This is a genomic window from Lacticaseibacillus porcinae, assembly GCF_003946305.1.
Taxonomy (GTDB): domain Bacteria; phylum Bacillota; class Bacilli; order Lactobacillales; family Lactobacillaceae; genus Lacticaseibacillus; species Lacticaseibacillus porcinae.
Genome location: NZ_RHNS01000014.1, coordinates 1 through 18,700, shown reverse-complemented (window position 1 = coordinate 18,700; position 18,700 = coordinate 1). Strand labels below are relative to the sequence as shown.

Here is an 18,700-nt window from a genome sequence, read left to right as displayed (position 1 = left end):
TTTATTTGCCTTTCAGCCACAACGCCTTGATCCCAGAAATCAAAAGCGTCGGAATCGCCGGCAACACTACCACGGCCAAGTACAGCCCATTGGATAACGGTGCCGTGCCCATCACCAGGTTGAAAAATGGCATCACCGTCACTAATAATGACGCGACGGCGGCAAAGGCGACGGCGATCAACAACTTACCATTTTCAAAAGGGTTGCGGTGAAACAGGGTGCGCGTGCTACGGGCATCAAAGACATGCCACAGCTGGCCGAAGACTAAGGTTAAAAAGGCAACCGTTTGCGCTTCAGCGGGGCGCATGCCAGCATGCGCTGCCCATAAGAACGCCAGATAAACGACACCGCCCATGACGATACCGCGCAACGCGATGCGGCCGAGCATCCCGTGCAAAATCGATTGATGCACATTGCGCGGGGGTTGTTTCATTAAGTCGGCTTCTGGGACGTCGTAGCCTAAGGCAAAACTCGGTAGCGCGTCAGACACCATGTTCACCCACAACACCATCAAGGCGGATAACACTGGAGTGGTGGCAGGGACGTGTCCGACTGGCTGCGTCATCAAAGCGACACCGAGCAGTAGGGCTAACACTTCGGCAACGTTAGTGGTGAGTTCATGGCGCATGAAATTTTTGATATTGGCAAAAATCGTCCGCCCAGCTTCCACAGAATGTTCAATGGTGGTGAAGCGGTCATCAAGCAAAATTAAGTCTGCGGCATCTTTGGTGACTTCCGTCCCGTTGATACCCATGGCGATGCCGATGTCTGCGGCTTTCAACGCTGGGGCATCATTGATGCCGTCACCAGTCATGGCGACGATTTGATCATGTTGTTGCAAGGCTTTGATGATGCGTTGTTTATGCGCAGGCGTCACCCGCGCGTAAATGCGAATACTTGGCACTAAGTCAAACAATGCTTGATCATCCATGCTATCTAACGCAGCCCCTTCGATCACTGAAGCATCAGGATCCGACACAATGCCGAGTTTTAACGCGATCGCGCGGGCGGTTGCGGCGTGATCGCCAGTGATCATCACCACTGCCACGCCAGCTTGATGCAAAGTGGCGACCGATTTCTTCACTTCTGGACGCGGTGGGTCGATGATACCAGCAATGCCGAGTAACTTGAGTTGTTGCTCAAGCTCTGCAACACTACCATGGCGCGCTAGATTTTCATCGATTAAGCGGCTGGTCACGGCGATGGTACGCAAAGCTTGGGTGGCAAAATGTATCACCACGTCAGGCAAGTCTTCAGAAGCTTGCGCGAGGTGTTGTTGGATCACATCTGGGGCGCCTTTGGTCAGCACATAATAGTGATCATTTGCTTTGATCACCACTGACATCATTTTACGAGTGGAATCAAAAGGTAACACCCGCAAAATGTCGACAGGTTGATCACCGCGCAAGATCCCGGCTTTTTGACCGAGAACCACTAAGGCGACATCAGTGGGATTGCCGTATGCTTGCAACTCGTTGTCAGCGTCGACGCGGACTTCTGCTTCGTTGTTCAACACTGCGGCTTGAATGAAGTCGTGGTAATCACCTTCAGGGAAAATTTCCCCGCTAGCTTCTAAGCCGCTACCTTCAACATGATAGTATTTTCCAGCAACCCAAAAGTCGGTGACCGTCATTTGATTTTGCGTTAAGGTCCCAGTTTTATCACTGGCGATAAAGCTGGTGGCACCCAAGGTTTCCACGGCATTCAACGATTTGATCAACCCTTGGTGTTGCGCGAGCTGATTGGCACCGATCGTCAACACGATCGCAAGCACTGCCGGCATCGCGTCAGGGATCGCGGCGACGGCTAAAGCAATTGCTGTCGATAGTGCTTCGGCAATTGCAGCAAACGACCAGCCAGTGGCGGTGACTGATTTGACCAGCTCTAACCCAAGTGTGAGGATCACCACAAACAACGCGACGATCATGAGGCGTTTGGATAAACGTTCAACGCTTTTAGCAAGTGGGGTTTTACCAGGCTTTTCGGCGGCAAGCAGTTGCGCGATTTGCCCTAATTCGGTATCCATACCAGTCGCCACCACCACACCGATGCCGTTGCCATGGGTGACGGTGGCACCAGAATACCCCATGTTTGAGCGATCACCGAGTCCTGTTTCTTCTATTAAAGAGTGCGTTTGTTTCGTCACGGGTTCACTTTCGCCAGTGAGATGTGATTCGTTGGTGGTGAGTTCCGCGACATGCAGCCACCGCACGTCTGCCTCGATGAAGTCGCCAGTGTGGACTTTCAAAATATCACCGGCGACAAGATCTTTGGCAGGAATTTCTTGCCACTCGTCATCGCGCAACACTAAAGCGTGGTGGGCGGCCATCGACTGCAGTGCGGCCATTGATTTCTGCGCGGCGCGCGCTTGCCAAAACGATAACCCAGCATTGACCATGATCAACAATAAAATGGCGATGGCTTCATACACTGACGCCATGGCATGGGCGTGGTCTTTGGTGACGGCAAAGTCGTACCACGCGCTCAAAGCACCTAAACCGACGGCGATAAATAAAATGATCATCAGCGGTTCTTTGAGGCTGTGAAGTAATTGTTGCCAAGCAGGGATGGTTTTGGCTTTTTCCAATTGATTCAAGCCGTTTGCTACCAGGCGTTGATCAGCTTCAGCTTGCGTCAAGCCATGTTGGCGATCAGTTTTCAAAGTGCTGAGAACATCAGCTTTGGGATGTAAGTAGGGGTCTTTCATGGTGGGGCCTCCTTTAAACAACGGCAAAAAGCGCAAGCAACAAGTGTCTTCCTCCCCAGGAAAACGAACTTGAAGCTTGCGCCCAACCGAATGTTTTTTGATTACTTTAAGCGTAACGAATTGCCGCTATGCTTGTCAAGTTTCAAGGGTCGACGAATTATTCTTGACCTGTAACGCGTTACAGATGCGACACTTAATCATGAGGTGATAAACATGCGTCAATGGTCCCACTATACAATAGAAGAAAAGCGTTCAGCCGTGATGGCGATCATCAACGGTCAAACCGCGCGCGCCGTGGAGAAAGCCACTGGTATCGACCATCATTTATTAGCCGGTTGGGTGCGGGCGTTTAAACAAGACGGTGAGCAAGCTTTGGTGCCTTATCGTCGCAATCGCCGTTATCCTGCAGAATTGAAGGCTCAAGTTGTCGCTGAGTATCAAACTGGCGGGACCTCATTGCGCAAACTTTGCGTCAAATATAATATTTCTAATCCTGGCCTGTGTGCCAAATGGGTCAAAGCGGTGCAGTGAGTTGAACTGTTGTGACGTTAAGCAGGTAAATGATTAAATCATCACAAAAGCCCCACGCATTTTGCGTGAGGCTTTTGCTGTATGACTTAAAGGAGGAAAGATCGTCCATGTGACTGACTGTGATCACATGCTTTTGGGTGACGATCAGTTTTCAGATAATTCACCTGTGGCTTCCGTATTGAAAGATTGGCCGGTGATTTTTGCCAACAAGGTCCCGCCGATCAAACCAACAAGCATGAATGGTAAGAAGTCCATGGAAATCGAGAACATTGGGATGTACTTCATACCGAAGTTATCAATGGCTTGGATGAAGGCGTTGTTCGCCAAGTAAGGTGGCAAAGAGTGGATCGCATCTAAGATCGCAGGGATCATGGTTAAGATAATGGTCGTGCGATAAATCGTTTGTTGCTTGCCGATGAATGGGTGCAACAAACCTAATAAGATTAACGCGATGGCTAATGGGTAAAGCAACATCAGGATCGGGCTAGATAAAGCGATGATTTGGTTTAACCCGAAGTTTGAAATTAAGAAACTACCTGTGCAAGTGGCGATCAAAAATTTCCCGAAGCCGATTTTTGGAAAACGCGTGCCGAGGTCTTGAGATAAGCTAGAAACTAAGCCGATACAACTGGTTAAGCAAGCTAAGAAGGTCATGGCCCCAAGCAATGATGTCCCGATCATGCCAGTGTAGTGCGTCATGATGGCGTTGAAAGCTGGGCCGCCGTTTGCAGTGGTTTTAGTGAAGTGTAAAGATAAAACACCTAATGCGATCAAGAAAATATAAACGAAAGCTTCAAGCCCCATCGACATCGCACCAACTTTGGCAACGTCTTGAGAACGATGTTTGGCGGTAGTAACGCCGAAGAACTTCAACGCAGAAACAATGGTGACCCCAAAGCCTAAGCCAGCTAACGCATCCATGGTGTTGTAACCTTGTAAGAAGCCGTTGGATAAGTTGGAAATGGCTTTAGTGGCATGGGTGCTGGCCATTAAGGTGCTGCCATCACCTTTGATCAAGAAAGCTGCGAAGAAAGCAGCGGCTAATAATAACAGTAAAGCTGGGTTAAGCAACTTCCCAACATAATCGGTGATTTTTTGTGGGTGACGAGAAAGCAAGTAAGTGATCAAGAAGTAAATGGCGGAGAAAATCAATAAAGCCATTTGGGTGTTGCCTTTAGAAATAAACGGTTGGATCGCCATTTCAAAAGTAACGGTTGCGGTACGTGGCGTTGCGATCAACAGCCCCAAACTAGCGTGGGTGCAGATCAGAAAGAATAAGGCAAAGCCGTGGCCGACGGGACGAGCCAAGTGATACATACTGTCAGATTCGGTCATCGCAATGGCTAAGATCGCCATCAATGGCAATAACACGGCGGAAAGTAAAAAGCCTAATGTTGCAGGTAACCAGTTGCCCCCAGAGATCTGCCCTAAGTGAATCGGGAAAATTAAATTCCCAGCCCCGAAGAATAACCCGAATAACATTGAACCTAAAATCAAGTACTGCTTCTTAGTGAGTTTGTGATCTGATTTGATTTCCATTGTGATGACCTCCAAAAGTGTATGTCCTTAAGAAGGGGTTTGTTTGAGTCGGCCTAACCCAAACAAAAACGCCCTTGACAAATATTGAATTTGTCAAGGGCGCCAATGCGCGTTACCACCTTGTTTCGTTTAGCCGTCACCGACTAAACCTCCAAACGTACGGCCGAAAACCGACGATACGTCATTGCTGTAATGGGCGCAATCCCAGTGACCACTTCCAGAGTGTTTCAGTCGCAGTCACGACTCGTAGCCTACTTTCAACTAGAAATGCAAGGCCGCTTCGCACTTTACGCGGCTCACTGACAAGCAAGACTCTAGTTTACTTCGCTACTCAACGTCTTCTTAATTGATGTTGTGACTAGAATAGATTAAAGTTTTCCCAAAGTCAAGCAGTAATGTTCATTTTTTTCTCATCACTTTGAAATTTTTCGACGGAACCGCGAATTGACGGGTCGTACACCGGTAAAATATGGTGCAATTGGATCCCGACAAAATGACTCAAGGCATCTTGCCATTGTGCCACCGTGCGACGATCGACGGCTTGCGTCAATAAGTGCAACTGATCACCTGCCGCATAGATCTGGCCATGGATCCCGAGCTGTGTGGCCACGTCTAAGCCGGTGACGACACCATTGGTGGTTAAGCTGATGGCTTGTTGTGTTGGGAGGTCTAAGGCAGTGGCCGCTTGCAAATGCGTTGCTGCGTTGACTGGGGTCAAATGTGCTTGCAAGTTCAGTGCGACGGCTTGTAAATCTGCGACCACAGCGTTGGCTGTTGGCAATGAACCAGCACCAGGGCCTGATAAAGTGAGGGAGTTGGTGTTGTTGGAGACGAGTTGAATGGCGTTGAATTCATTGGCGACACCAGCTAAAGCGTGACTTTTTGGGACTAACGTCGGCGCTACTGATAAATGTAATTGTTCATTATGGCGAATGGCTTGGACCAAAGGCTTAATGGTGTAGCCGAAGAAATCTGCTGCCGCAAAATCTGCGCGACGCAAAGTGGTGATCCCTAAGCGATGAATGCTCGAAAGCTTGGGATCGAGATTGAAGGCCAAGCGACTTAAAATCAACAATTTGTAACTTGCGTCTAAGCCTTCAACGTCATTGGTGGGGTCAGCTTCGGCAAAGCCTTTTTGTTGTGCAAGCTGCAACGCTTCAGTATAGCTAGAACCTGCTTGCATCGCAGACAAAATGAAATTCGACGTCCCATTGGCAATACCTGCTAACGCCGTGATGTCGTCGCCAGCAAAGTTCGTGTTCAGTGTCCGCAGGATCGGAATACTGCCCATCACGGCAGCTTCGTAATTCAACGCCACATGATGTTGTTGCGCTAAGGCTGTGAGTTCAGCGCCATGAGTTGCGATCAAGTCTTTGTTGGCAGTGATCACTTGTTTGCCGTTTTTCAACGCTTGTTGTAGCAATGCAAAAGGCAAATCGATGCCGCCGAGGACTTCGATGATGATGTCAATGTCAGGATCGTTGACGATGCTCAAGGCGTCAGTGGTCAAAGCAATATCAGGGAAGCTTGCCTGGCGCTCAGGCGTTAGATTGCGCACTGCTGCGCGGGTGATTTTAAGATTTAATGGCGCCAGTTGCGGCGTTTGTCGCGCGATAATATTGGCGACGCCACGACCGACTGTACCTAGGCCTAACAGCCCAACGTTCAGTGTGCTCATCTGAGTCTTCCTTTCTGTGTGCCGTGTTTCAAATGACGTTTGTTTATCTCTCATGCAAAGTCGCGTGACGGCTTGTGTGTCGCCGGTGGCCAAGAAGCGAAACGGAGAAGTATTTGACAATTATCGTGAAAGTGAAATCAAATGAGACACCGAACTTTGGTGGCTCGTGCAGATTTCACCGGCAAAAATCAAGACAAGTGGTTTTCTTGGCTTGATTTTTAGACGAAAGAACATCGGCGGTTTGTGCCGATTTCTGTAGTCGGCCGCACGATAACTTGTCCAATGCTTCGCAGTGAAGCAAGCTACCTGCAGTTACTTGCACTTCGCTAAGCCTTGTTGCAAGTCCGCGATCAAATCTTCAGGATCTTCCAAGCCGACAGAGAAGCGCAATAGGCCTGGCGTGATGCCGCATGCTAATTGTTCTTCTGGACTCATTTCTGCGTGACTCATTTTTGGTGGATAAGAAAGGATCGTTTCCACGCCACCTAAGCTGACGGAAAATTCTGGAATGCTTAAGCTTTCTGCTAAAATCTTTGCGTTTTCAGCGCTACCGACATCAAAACTCAACACGGCACCGCCGTTGACAGCTTGTTTTTGTTGGATCGCGTAGCCTGGGTCAGATTTTAAACCGGGGTAACAGACACGAGTGACTTGTGGTTGAGCGTCCAACCATTCCGCGATTTGTTGCGCGGATTTGCTAGATTGGGCCATCCGCACGCCTAAGGTTTTGATCCCGCGAACTAACAAGAAAGTATCAGTGACGCCGAGTGTCGCGCCGAAAGCATTTTGAATGAAGTAAATGCGACTGGCTAAACCGGGATCGTTGGTAACGGCAGCGCCAGCTAAAATATCAGAATGGCCAGATAAGAATTTCGTTGCGGAATGCACCACGATGTCGACGCCTAAGCTTAATGGCTTTTGCAGTACTGGGGACATGAAGGTGTTGTCGGCGATGGTGATGAGGTCATGCGCTTTAGCGACTTTAACGATCGCGGGGATGTCGGTGACTTTCAACACAGGATTTGAAGGCGATTCGATGTAAATGGCTTTGGTGTTCGGTTGGATCGCAGCTTCAACTTCGGCTAAATTCGTGGGATCGACGAAAGTGTGGGTGATGCCAAAGCGTGACAACACTTCTTCTAAGATTCGGAAAGTTCCGCCGTAAACAAATTTCGTGACTAATAAGTGGTCGCCTTGAGAGAAAATGCTTAACACACTGGAGATCGCCGCCATCCCAGTACTATATAAGTAACCGAATTGACCGCCTTCAAGCGCAGCGACAGCTTGTTCGCCAGCTTTGCGGGTGGGATTGCCAGAGCGTGAGTAGTCGAACTCCCCGAAGTGATCGAAATCATTTTGATAAAACGTCGAGCTTAATGCGATGGGGGTGTTGACGGCACCGCTGAGGGGATCTTTAACCGTGGTGGCTTTGATGATTTTAGTGTTGTCATGCATGTGAATTACTCCTTTTTGGCGTTGGCGATGGCTTGATCGAAGTCGTCGGTAATGTCTTGGGCGTCTTCTAAGCCAACGGAAACGCGGATCAAATTGTTGAAAATGCCAAGCGCTTCGCGTTGTGCTTGAGGCATATCATGGTGAGTTTGAATGGCAGGAATGGTGATCAAAGTTTCAACTGAGCCAAGGCTTTCAGCAAACGAGCCGACTTTTAAGTTTTGCAAGAATTGATCAACAGAATATTGGTCGTTTAAATAGAAGCTGATCATCCCACCGACCCCAGCGTACAAGACGCGATCCACGCCGGTCAAGCTTTCGAGGTGTTTGGCGAGAATGCGGGCGTTGTCGGTGTGGGCATGCATGCGAATGGTTAAAGTTTTCAGCGAGCGGATCAACAACCAAGCGTCGAAAGGATCAAGGTTTTGGCCGGTGGTGGTGAGCTGTTGACTCAACTGTTCGCCTAAGTCGTCATCAGCGGTGATCACGGCGCCTGCTAAAATATCATTATGGCCGCCGAGGTATTTGGTGGCGGAGTGAACGACAATGTCTGCGCCTAGGGTTAACGGTTGTTGATACACTGGCGTTAAGAAGGTGTTGTCCACTGCGATCAAAATATCTGGCCGCACCGCATGCACAGCGGTTGTGACAGCTTCAATATCGATCACTTTCATCGTCGGATTAGAAGGCGTTTCTAACCAAATCAACCGCGTGTTTGGTTTGATGGCGAGCAACAACGCGTCAACATCAATACCGTCCCAAGTTTCATATGGAATTTGATAGCGTTCTGCGCGTTCGTCGAAGTAGCGGAAACTGCCGCCGTATAAATCATCGGAAGCGATGAAGTGATCACCAGTTTTGGTGAAGGTGGAGAAAACTAAATCAATGGCGGCCATCCCAGAGCTGACGGCAAATGCATGACTCCCGTGTTCAATGGCAGCCAGTTGCTTTTCAAGGAGTGCTCGCGTCGGCGTGGTCAACCGCGAATAGTCATAGCCAGTTGATTGGCCGAGGCCGGGATGACGAAAGGCAGTCGATAAATATAACGGCGGCACTACTGCGCCTGTATTTTGATCATCTGTGCCGTTAGTGCCTTGAACTAATTGCGTTGCGAGTTTAACCATGTGCTTGCCTCCGTGCATTTAATGTGTGTAACCAAGATGTGTAAACTTGAGTGGCTTGATCATGCCATGTGTTTTGTGGTTGTAAGTCGCGGTCGAAATAATGTGCTGGCAGCGGCGTTTGGGGATCTTTGTGTAAATCGCGATAATATTCTGCGCGTAAGGTCCCAGTTTGATATTCCAAATGTCCCGCGAGATACCAAGAGTTGCTGCGCGCATCTTCGATCAACGTGGCGCCTAACGCTTGCGAGCCAGCTAAGACGTTGCCGCGTAACACAGCATCTAGCGGAATGGTGAAGTAACGCGAATGTGGCATCGTCAACCCATCAGTGGTGTAAATCCCAGAGATCTTCTCGCTTAATTGTTTCCCATGAAACACCCCATCGAGTTCACCAGCGGCATATGCGCCCCAGCAAATGAATAACGCGCCTTTGGTATGGGCTTTGCGCCAAGTCAAGATCCGCCGAAACTCTGGCCAAAAGTCGATTTGCGAAAATTCGAGTTGATCAAGCGGCGCCCCAGTGATGATCAACCCATCAAAGTATTGGGCTTCAACTTGATCAAATGTCGCATAAGCTTGGCGGATCTGCGCGGCATGTTTGTTGATGTGATGAGTATTCGGCAAGCAAAAGGTCAACGCAACGTCTTGTTGACCTTGGGCAAACACTGCAGCGAGCTGGCGTTCAGTGACCGCGCGGTTCGGCATTAAGTTCAACACCAACAAACGCAGTGCATCAGCGTTTGGAACAATGGTATTTTGGGTTAAGCCGGTTAAAATCGAAACAGTTGCCATATGCAGATCCTCCTTTTTGAAATAAAAAAACGCGCCTCGTGATCAAATTTGATCACGGGACGCGTTTGCGTGGTACCACCCGAATTTTGTTTATTGTTACCAATAAACACTTATGCGTACGGCGCCTAGGCGCGATACGGTAACGCAATAACGGGCGTACCCGGTAGTCGCTTGCAAGAGCTCACGACCACAATACTCAGAGACCATTTTCGAAGTCTGGTTTCACCGATTTACACCAACCACCGGCTCTCTTTGGAAACTGTAACTTTTACTTATCTCGTCAACGTGTTTTGATTATTGTCAGCTTACGGCAAATTCTCATGGCCGTCAAGGCTTTTTGCCATTTTTCCCACAGAATCCGATGAGAACAGGCTTAGTTGGAATTTGTAAGCGGATAAGTCATTTTGTAACAAAAATATTTCAGGTTCCTTGTGTAACAGGAAGGTAACAATATGACGATTTTGATGGAATTTGACATCTCTCTGGTATTAAGGTGACATACCCATTGCCTATACTGCATGGTGTTAAGGGGAACGGAACACAAATTATTAGGAGTGAAGCTTATTTTAAGTCAACGACTACACGTTATGGCAGCAGCTGCCGTTACAGTTTTAGGTAGCATGTTTGCCATCAATACCGCCACCAAGTCGGTCGAAGCGATCGACACCAACACGAGTGCCCAACATCAGGCACAATCAAACGATAACCAAGCCACAGCAGAAGATTCTGCTAAAACTGTGGTGAAGACCAACCGCGTCTTACACCCAGTGAAAAAAATCGTCATCAAACCAGGCCGCAACTTGATCGCCGAAGAAAACGAACGCATCGCGGCCCAAAAAGCTGCTGAAGCCAAGGCTGCTGCGTTAAAAGCCGCCCAAGAAGCCGCTGCTCAAAAGGCTGCTCAAGAAAAAGCGGCCCAAGAAGCTGCTGCTCAGCAAGCTGCCGCGCAACAACAAGCCGCAGCCCAACAACAAGCGGCTGCTAGCCAAAGCACAGCCGCTGCAACCACCACGACCAACAAAGGAACTTTCAAATTAAGTTTCTATGATCCTGCTGTCATGGGCTCTAACATGGGCTACAGTGGTGTGGCTGCCAACTTGTCCACCTTCCCACGTGGGACTAAGTTAAAGATCACGTTATCTGATGGCACAGTATGGTACCGTACTGTCAATGATACCGGCTCTTTTGCCGCGGGCAATCCTAACCAACTTGACGTGGCAATGCCAAGTTCACAAATTCCATCTGCCGGTATTTTATATGCCACTGTTGAAGTGGTCGGCTAAACGCTTTTAATCACCAAGACCTCACCGTCTTGGTGATTTTTTTGCGCTTCGATGCCGTCATCTGGCGCCAGAGGACTGGTTCCGCGGCTTGAGCGAAATTACCTCTCGTGGCCGGCCGGCGTCAGAGATTGGCCAAAACCCAGGCCAATGCTCTTTTGCCTAAATTTGAAGCCAAGAAGATCACTTGTATTCAAATTTACCTGAAATATTGGTTGAGCCAGTAAAACCCGCTGTCTCAGCCAATATTTCTGCCACGTTCGGTAATTTCGCTCAATCCGTTCCGCAGGTCGAGATCCGGCGAGTGGGGAGCGCAGCGACACAGCTCGGCTAGCTCGGCCGAGGACCCTCACTATGCACCGAAGAGCCAGCTGGAGTCCCCATTTCAAATCACCACCACTGAACCGTTAGGCAGAAGTCTAGGGTTTCGGTTATAATAGAAGTAATTATGTCGGCGGAGGTTTTGCTATGGCCATGTATCGGGAAAAACGGTTTGAACAAATCAAAAAACTGTTAGATGAAAAACAAGAATTGAGCATCGAAGATATCATGCAAGCCGTTGGGGTATCGCGGGATACTGCCCGCCGCGACATTGTGGCCTTAGATGCAGCGGGTGCCGGGCGCCGCACCCGCGGTGGGATCGTGAGTTTGACCTTTGGCCACACGATCCCGAGTTACTCCGAACGTCAAAAGCTGTTCTCAGCGGAAAAAGCGGCCATGGCCCGAGAAGCTTTGAAGTTGATCCAACCAGGTGGGGTGTATTTTATCGATGACTCCACGACCTTGTTGAAGTTATCGCAAAGTATCACCGTGCCAGTGACGATCTACACCCATTCGCTAGATAATGCGATCGCTTTGGCGGTGCGGCCTGAGGTGACGTTGCGGCTACTTGGTGGCAACTTGAACCATCATGCGCGGTTCTTTTATTCAGTGGCGGGACTGCAAGCGTTGAGTCAGGTCCATTTTGACGCGGCGTTTATTGGTGCCACTGCAGTCAATGCTGACGGGTTGTTCTTTGCTTATGAAAATGATGCGCAGATCAAAGGCACTGTCGCCAAAACCGCCAAAAAAGTGGTGGTTGTCGCTGAAGCCCAGAAATTCGGGACTGATGCCACTTATCGCGGCTTTGAACTCAATGCCATTGATACCTTGATCTCAGATACGGCGATTTTACCCGAACAAAAAAATTGGTTTGACGAAAACACTGATTTGATCGTGGCGATTCCTTAATCTGTGCTTAAGCTTCTCAGCTTTCATGTTATTGCGACCCAGAAGTTGTTAGAATTTGTTTGAATCCTGCCTGACGGTTATACTGAAAGGCATATTAAAAAGTAGGTGAGTGTGTGGCAGAACCGTTAGTGTCGGTGATCGTTCCGGTTTATAACGTGGAACAGTATCTCAAACGTAGTGTGCAAAGTCTGATGGCGCAGACTTATTTGAATTTGCAGATCATTTTGATCGACGATTGCTCGACTGATGATTCGGCTGCAGTGATCGCCCAAGCGGCCAAACTCGACCGCCGCGTCGAGCCAATTTATTTGGCGGAGAATCGCGGGGTGTCTGCGGCGCGCAATGCTGGCTTAGCCAAAGCGCGCGGGTTATATATCGCGTTTATGGATGGTGACGACTGGGTGTCACCAACGTACATCCAGAACTTTGTGTCGACGTTAGAAGCTGGGCCTTACGATTTGCTCATCAGTCCCTTTTATACCGATAATCCTGAACCGCAACCGGTACCTGAGAAATTACTCGGTGATCGCGAGTTGACCAAAGCGCAGTTGATGCGCGGGATGCTTGCACCAGTCGGGCAAGTGCGCGGTTATTTATGGAACAAGTTTTACCGCCGTTCAGTGATCGAAGCGTTGAATTTGACCTTTGACGAAAACGTTGCGATCATGGAAGATGAATTATTCAACACCGCTTATATCATGGCGACGAGTCGCTTTTATTATTATGGGACCCCTGGTTATCACCATGTGGTGCGCTCAGATTCTGCGACGCAATCGCTTGGGGTGATCGGCGCGATCCCACAACAATTGTGGGCATTGTGGCGCATCAGCCAAATTGCCATGAATGAAAAACGCGCCGTTGGTGTTGCGGCACCGAACTTACCTAAGGAGGAGTCCAACCACTAATGCAACCTAACTTAACGCGACAACAGATCAAACAACGCGCCAAAGCCCAACTGCGACAACACGGTGTTTGGGGGCAAATGATGATCGCGAACCTGTTGCCTTGGCTGATCACTGTATTTTTCACGTTGGTGACGGTACTCGGCATGGTGGCAGTGATGACCAAATTTGGCGTGGCGCGCCTGGCCGTGCAGCCGGAACAATTTGCCACTTATTACCAACAACATTCAGACACCTCTATGCCGTTGTTGAAGCCGCTGGTGTTGTTGTGGTTCACTCAAGGCGTTGCCTTTACGGCGTTAGATGTTTATCGTGGCGCTGATCGCGTGCGACCAGGTCATGCGGTGATGCGGTTGTTCAACGGCCAATTTTTCTTTGGGATCTTGTTTGTGTGGGTGTTCACCGTCGTCTTGTATTTGATCGGGATGATGGCGTTTATCATTCCGGCGATCCCGATCGTTTTTGGAACGTCGATGAGCTTTTACATTTACTACGATGGCAAGACTCACTCAGAAAATGGTCGCTTCAGTGCGATGCAAGCAGTCGGTCACTCGTGGCAAATGATGCGTGGCAACAAGCTTGATTACTTCGTGTTGAAGTTGAGTTTGTTAGGCTGGACGATCCTTAAAGCAATCACTTGGCATTTGTTTGACTTTATGATCGATCCTTACTTGCAGTTGGTGGATGCCGGCTTTTATCAAAATGTCCAAACCCAATACGCCCAAAAATTAGCTGATTTACAATAAACGATGTAGTCGAATCCTGAAAGGATTCGACTTTTTGTTTGGGCCTATTACCTAAATGGCAGTCGATGGCGATTTGTCAATCAAAACCTTGAAATCGATTTCAAGAGGGGTATATTTAAGGCAAAGAATGTTTTATCGATCAACATTCTTGGAGGAGATGGGTTGATGGAAAATGTATTAGAGGCACTGAAGAAGCCGGCAATCCGCGCGATTCCAGAAGATGGGTTGGCGTTGTTGAATGACCGGACATTGTTTGTGGTGCAATTGATCAATGGCAAGTCGAAGTTACCATCGCGTGGTAGCTTCACCCATGTGATCGGAGCCGTATCAACTGGGGTGACGTTGACGGTTGATGGCGATCACATCACGTTGAAAGGGCGGGCCAACCGCGAATTAACGTTGACCCCGACGACAGTGGATGTGTTCGTTGCAGAGATCAAAGCCAATGAATACAGCCTGATGCAAATCGCGCCGATTTATTTGACCTTTTTGCATTTGGTCGGTGCCGACTTCGACTTTTACGTGCGGGTGTCAGGCGGACGCGCCGCTAAGCAACTGATCGAACAGCCGCAACAGCTACCAGTGCATGATGTGTTAGGGCTTAAGGCAATCGACACTGGCGAAACTGAAATGGATCTCGCCCAAGCCATCGATCACTATGGTTATGAAAAACTAGTGGCAGGCACTGAAGTTGAATTTCTGGGCCAAGACAATATCGCTGAAGGTTATCATTTAGCGTCAGTCACACCACATTAACGTTTAAACAGGCAAGGCCACACGGCTTGCCTGTTTTTTGAATGGCGGTGATTTGAAATTGGGACTCCAGCTGGCCAGCTTCCGTCCCAATTTCAAATCACTGCCGTTGCTCAAGCAGAGTGCCGCTTGAAGGCTACGAACTGCGTTACCGCATTTAGTTTGATGAATGCCGTGTATTTGATTTGTGATCTTATGACACCAATGAAGAAAAGCTGTGGGCGGAGATGATTTGGTGAAGCGGAGGTGAATGGGACAATTGCCTGTGGGAGTGAAATCAAGTGAAACGCCGGTTTGTGGCGGTTCGCGCAGATTTCACCGGCAGATTTTGAGACAAAGTGATTTTCTTTGGCTCAAAATCTAGGTGCAAGAACATCGGCGCATTTTGCCGATTTCTGAAACCGGCCGCACTGGCAACTTGTCCCATTCACCGTAGCAAAACCAAATCGTCGCAGCCCACAACTTTTCATGCCTGAGGCAACGCATCAAAAAAGCCTCGGCACGAGGCCGAGGCTAACCAGATCAATAGATTTTCATTTTGTTCAATGGCCAGTAGCGCCAAACCACAACAGATTGAATTTTATCTTTGGCGATGAAACCGAAGTCGCGGCCATCGTGAGAAACTAAGCGGTTATCCCCCATCACAAAGTACTCGCCTTTAGGCACAGTTTTGGATTGGGTGGACGCTAACGTGGCAATATTGAAATCAGTGGTGAATTGTAAGCTGCCAACTGCGACGCCTTGTTGGGCGGCGTAAGCGTTGAGTTCGGATTGCATGAACTTGGTTTTGAGATAAGGTTGGTTTTGCTTTTTACCATTGATGTAAAGGGTGCCGCTTTTCACCGCGACAGTGTCTCCTGGCATACCGATGACTCGCTTGATGTATAGCTGCCCCGGTTTGTCAGGGGCGTCGATCACCACGATATTGTTGCGGCGTACCGCCTTGTTGCGGACGCTGTACAAGCGGTCGCCATCTTCAAGAGTCGGCTGCATCGAAGTGCCTTGGACGATATCTTTGCTTAAGACGTAATGCATCAAAAGCTGTGTGCCTAAGATCACGACCAGGAACAACACGATCAACTCGACTGCCGAGCGGAAGGCACTGGATTTTTGTTTTTTCAACGAAGCCACCTCGAAGGATTATTTGCGTTAAGTTTAACACAGGCAAGCATCAATACAAAGAAATGTCCCGAGACAATGGGAGAATTTTAGTTTCATAAGTGCCTGGTGTGTTTGCCACGGCTTTCAAGTTGTGCTAGCCTATTATAGAAGAATTTTCAGAAAACCCATCAGAGGAGGATCCGACCCATGAGTGTCTTGACCGTCACGCATCTGTCACAACGTTTTATCGATAAGCAGCTCTACCAAGATGCCAGCTTTCAAGTCAATAAGGAAGACCACTTAGGCATCGTGGGTCAAAATGGGGTCGGAAAATCGACCCTCATTAAGATCCTGACTGGGACTTTGGAACCAGACGAAGGCACGATTATTTGGCAAAAACATGTTCGCGTCGGCTATTTGGATCAGTATGCCAACTTACAGCCTGGCCAATCGATCATGGACTTTTTAAAAACCGCTTTTGCGGACTTGTATGCCAAAGAAGCGAAAATGAACCAGATCTATGCCGATTATGCTGAAAACCCAGACGACGAGTTGTTAGCTAAAGCTGGGGAATTGCAACAAGCTTTAGAAGCTGGCAACTTCTATGATCTAGAAACCGAAATTGAAACCGTCGGCACTGGCTTAGGCCTTGATGCCATTGGCTTTGATCACCCAGTTGATGCATTATCTGGTGGCCAACGGTCAAAGATCATTTTAGCAAAGCTTCTATTAGAAAAGCCAGACATGTTGTTGCTGGATGAACCGACCAACTACTTAGACGTTGGCCATATTGAATGGTTGACTGAGTGGCTGCAAAACTTCGAAGGCGCCTTTATCGTCATTTCCCATGATTTCGACTTTTTGCAAAACGTCACCAATGCGGTATTGGACATTGAATTTGCCCAAATCACCAAATACACTGGCTCTTTGAACCAAGCGATGAAGCAAAAAGAAAAAGACCACGAGACTTATTTGAAGGCTTATAACAAACAACAAGCCCAAATCAAAAAGTCTGAAGCCTTTATTGCCAAGTTTAAAGCCGGCACCCGATCGACCATGGCGCGCTCCCGTGAAAAGCAACTCGCCCATATTGATCGCCTCACGCCACCTGGCAACCGCGCTAAGGCACATATTGAATTTCCATATACGCCGGTTCAACGTCAGATCTTAGTGGATGTGAACAACTTGGTGGTGGGGTATGAAAAGCCGCTGCTAGCACCGATCAACTTTTCTGTCGGGAAAAATGAAGTGATCGCCTTAGAAGGGTTCAACGGGATCGGGAAATCGACCTTGTTGAAAACGATCCTCGGTCAGATCCCAGCTCTTGACGGTTCCGTATCGATCGCTGAAAACGTCGTGTTTGGCTACTTCGAACAAGAATTGCGTTGGGCGATCCCAAAGCAAAGCCCCTTGCAGTTTCTGTTAGGCGAATACCCGGCGTTGTCGCAGCGGCCGTTGCGACAAGTGTTGTCACGGACGGCGTTAACGCGTGAAGAAGCGGACAAACCACTGCAGTTATTATCTGGTGGGGAACAAAGCAAAGTGAAAATTGCCGATTTGATGTTGCAAGACACCAATATCTTAGTAATGGATGAACCGACCAACCATTTAGATGACGATACTAAAAATGCGTTGCGCACCGCGTTGATCAATTACCCAGGTGCTGTATTGCTGGTATCACATGAAGCTGGTTTTTACGATGATTCATGGGTGGATACCCGTATCAATATCGAAAACTTACGTCATCACTAACACAAAACCCATCAGCTGCGGCTGGTGGGTTTTGTTGGTGATTAAGGTTTGCGCCAATCGATCAATTCAAATTGATAAGTGATCGTGGTGGTGAGTGGTGCTTGGGGATGCGCGACGTGAAATTGCGTCGCCATTTGTGTCGCTAGTTTAAGCGAAAATGGCCGTTCAAAGCTTTGAAGTTCGTCATTGATCGTGGTGGTCACTTGTCGCTGATACGTGAAGCTTTGGTGATAGACCTTTCGATGAAGTTGTGCCAGTTGGGTGAAGTAGCTTTTCGCGTGTCGTGGGTCAGCTTGATAAACCGGTGGGATCGGCCAATCCAATTGTTCCGCGAGTTGTTGTTGGACACTGTCACTTTGTTGGCTTTGCGTGTTGATCACCACGGCTTTTCGAGCAAGACCTTCTAATTGAAGCAGTTGTGTGGGCTTGAGGGTGGGCAATTGACTGACAAATACGACATCAGCAAGTGGTCCTTGTAGCGTCTTCCAATTTGCCTGTTGGTAATGCGCTTGTTGGTGGTGTTCTAGCAGCCACTGCTGAGCTTGAATGAGCATTGCCGCTGACCAATCGTATAAGGTCACTTGAGCGCCATGTTGGCTTAAAGGTAGCGCATAGCGCCCAGAACCTGCGGCGACGTCTGCCACTGTAAGATTAGCAAGTGAATAACGTTTTGCTAATGCATTGATCACATCTTGTTCAATCGGCAATGTCGATTCGCGTTGGATCGCAGCGTAGGTTTCAGCAAATTCATCCCATTGTGATTCATCCATTGAGGTTCAACCTCCTAAAAAAGTTTTAGTGAAAAGTCCTTGACGCAAGCATCTCTACTTGGTATGATATCAAAGTTGTCTTTTTGATAACACCGGCATTTCCAAAAGGTCATCAAAAATAGTTGTTGACACTTTCTGAAAAAGCTGGTAAGATATAAAAGTTGTCGCGATTGCGAATGAGCAATCAACCAAAAAAACTTTTAAAACTTCTTCTTGACAACAAACTGATGGTTATGATAAACTTATGAAGTTGATTGCAACTATCAACAAGGTAGTCCTTTGAAAACTGAACAAAGTTTCGTAAATGTGATAGGGCTTTTCTTAATTGAAAAGAATTAAACATGA

Annotated in this window: 15 protein-coding genes and 1 other annotated feature; of the genes, 7 read left to right on the top strand and 8 right to left on the bottom strand. The window is 48.4% G+C overall.

What is annotated here, in order from left to right; genetic code table 11:
- Position 1 precedes the first annotated feature (1 nt).
- Complete coding sequence (locus tag EKM92_RS10355; RefSeq protein ID WP_125710508.1) at positions 2-2,707, bottom strand: cation-translocating P-type ATPase; 2,706 nt, start codon at positions 2,705-2,707, stop codon at positions 2-4.
- A gap of 213 nt (positions 2,708-2,920) precedes the next feature.
- On the opposite strand from EKM92_RS10355, the gene EKM92_RS10350 reads away from it, so the two are divergent.
- On the top strand, positions 2,921-3,238 hold the full coding sequence (locus EKM92_RS10350; protein WP_125710506.1) for a transposase: 318 nt from the start codon (positions 2,921-2,923) through the stop codon (positions 3,236-3,238).
- A gap of 144 nt (positions 3,239-3,382) precedes the next feature.
- On the opposite strand, the gene brnQ is transcribed toward EKM92_RS10350, so the two are convergent.
- The 5 genes from brnQ to EKM92_RS10325 all read right to left on the bottom strand — a co-directional run bounded on the left by brnQ (position 3,383) and on the right by EKM92_RS10325 (position 9,821).
- Positions 3,383-4,771: a branched-chain amino acid transport system II carrier protein gene (brnQ, locus tag EKM92_RS10345; protein WP_420812582.1), complete on the bottom strand. Its 1,389-nt coding sequence runs from the start codon at positions 4,769-4,771 to the stop codon at positions 3,383-3,385.
- 391 nt (positions 4,772-5,162) lie between these two features.
- The gene (locus tag EKM92_RS10340; protein ID WP_164509973.1) at positions 5,163-6,455 is read right to left on the bottom strand and encodes a homoserine dehydrogenase; all 1,293 of its coding nucleotides are present in this window, start codon (positions 6,453-6,455) and stop codon (positions 5,163-5,165) included.
- A gap of 312 nt (positions 6,456-6,767) precedes the next feature.
- Positions 6,768-7,910 (bottom strand): trans-sulfuration enzyme family protein, encoded by a 1,143-nt coding sequence (locus EKM92_RS10335; protein ID WP_125710500.1) that lies wholly within the window; start codon positions 7,908-7,910, stop codon positions 6,768-6,770.
- Positions 7,911-7,915: 5 nt separating this feature from the next.
- Positions 7,916-9,031, bottom strand: a complete 1,116-nt coding sequence (locus EKM92_RS10330) for a trans-sulfuration enzyme family protein (protein ID WP_125710498.1) — start codon at positions 9,029-9,031, stop codon at positions 7,916-7,918.
- Complete coding sequence (locus EKM92_RS10325; RefSeq protein ID WP_125710496.1) at positions 9,024-9,821, bottom strand: homoserine O-acetyltransferase/O-succinyltransferase family protein; 798 nt, start codon at positions 9,819-9,821, stop codon at positions 9,024-9,026. Before EKM92_RS10325 ends, EKM92_RS10330 begins: the two co-directional genes overlap by 8 nt.
- Before the next feature lie 52 nt (positions 9,822-9,873).
- Positions 9,874-10,114, bottom strand: a binding site (T-box leader).
- Positions 10,115-10,408: 294 nt separating this feature from the next.
- Here EKM92_RS10325 and EKM92_RS10320 point away from each other — a divergent pair.
- The 5 genes from EKM92_RS10320 to EKM92_RS10300 all read left to right on the top strand — a co-directional run bounded on the left by EKM92_RS10320 (position 10,409) and on the right by EKM92_RS10300 (position 14,735).
- Positions 10,409-11,104, top strand: coding sequence for a hydrolase (locus EKM92_RS10320; RefSeq protein WP_338035121.1), 696 nt, complete (start codon positions 10,409-10,411; stop codon positions 11,102-11,104).
- Positions 11,105-11,569: 465 nt separating this feature from the next.
- On the top strand, positions 11,570-12,331 hold the full coding sequence (locus EKM92_RS10315; protein ID WP_125710495.1) for a DeoR family transcriptional regulator: 762 nt from the start codon (positions 11,570-11,572) through the stop codon (positions 12,329-12,331).
- Between the two features lie 113 nt (positions 12,332-12,444).
- The gene (locus tag EKM92_RS10310) at positions 12,445-13,236 is read left to right on the top strand and encodes a glycosyltransferase family 2 protein (RefSeq protein ID WP_125710493.1); all 792 of its coding nucleotides are present in this window, start codon (positions 12,445-12,447) and stop codon (positions 13,234-13,236) included.
- Positions 13,236-13,979, top strand: coding sequence for a DUF975 family protein (locus tag EKM92_RS10305; protein WP_125710491.1), 744 nt, complete (start codon positions 13,236-13,238; stop codon positions 13,977-13,979). Before EKM92_RS10310 ends, EKM92_RS10305 begins: the two co-directional genes overlap by 1 nt.
- 165 nt (positions 13,980-14,144) lie before the next feature.
- On the top strand, positions 14,145-14,735 hold the full coding sequence (locus tag EKM92_RS10300) for a hypothetical protein (RefSeq protein WP_125710489.1): 591 nt from the start codon (positions 14,145-14,147) through the stop codon (positions 14,733-14,735).
- Between the two features lie 519 nt (positions 14,736-15,254).
- Here the strand turns inward: EKM92_RS10300 and lepB are convergent.
- Positions 15,255-15,854 (bottom strand): signal peptidase I, encoded by a 600-nt coding sequence (gene lepB, locus EKM92_RS10295; RefSeq protein ID WP_225420785.1) that lies wholly within the window; start codon positions 15,852-15,854, stop codon positions 15,255-15,257.
- A 186-nt stretch (positions 15,855-16,040) separates the two neighbouring features.
- On the opposite strand from lepB, the gene EKM92_RS10290 reads away from it, so the two are divergent.
- On the top strand, positions 16,041-17,585 hold the full coding sequence (locus tag EKM92_RS10290; protein WP_125710487.1) for an ABC-F family ATP-binding cassette domain-containing protein: 1,545 nt from the start codon (positions 16,041-16,043) through the stop codon (positions 17,583-17,585).
- A gap of 41 nt (positions 17,586-17,626) precedes the next feature.
- On the opposite strand, the gene EKM92_RS10285 is transcribed toward EKM92_RS10290, so the two are convergent.
- Positions 17,627-18,355, bottom strand: a complete 729-nt coding sequence (locus EKM92_RS10285) for a class I SAM-dependent methyltransferase (protein WP_125710485.1) — start codon at positions 18,353-18,355, stop codon at positions 17,627-17,629.
- Positions 18,356-18,700: the final 345 nt, after the last annotated feature.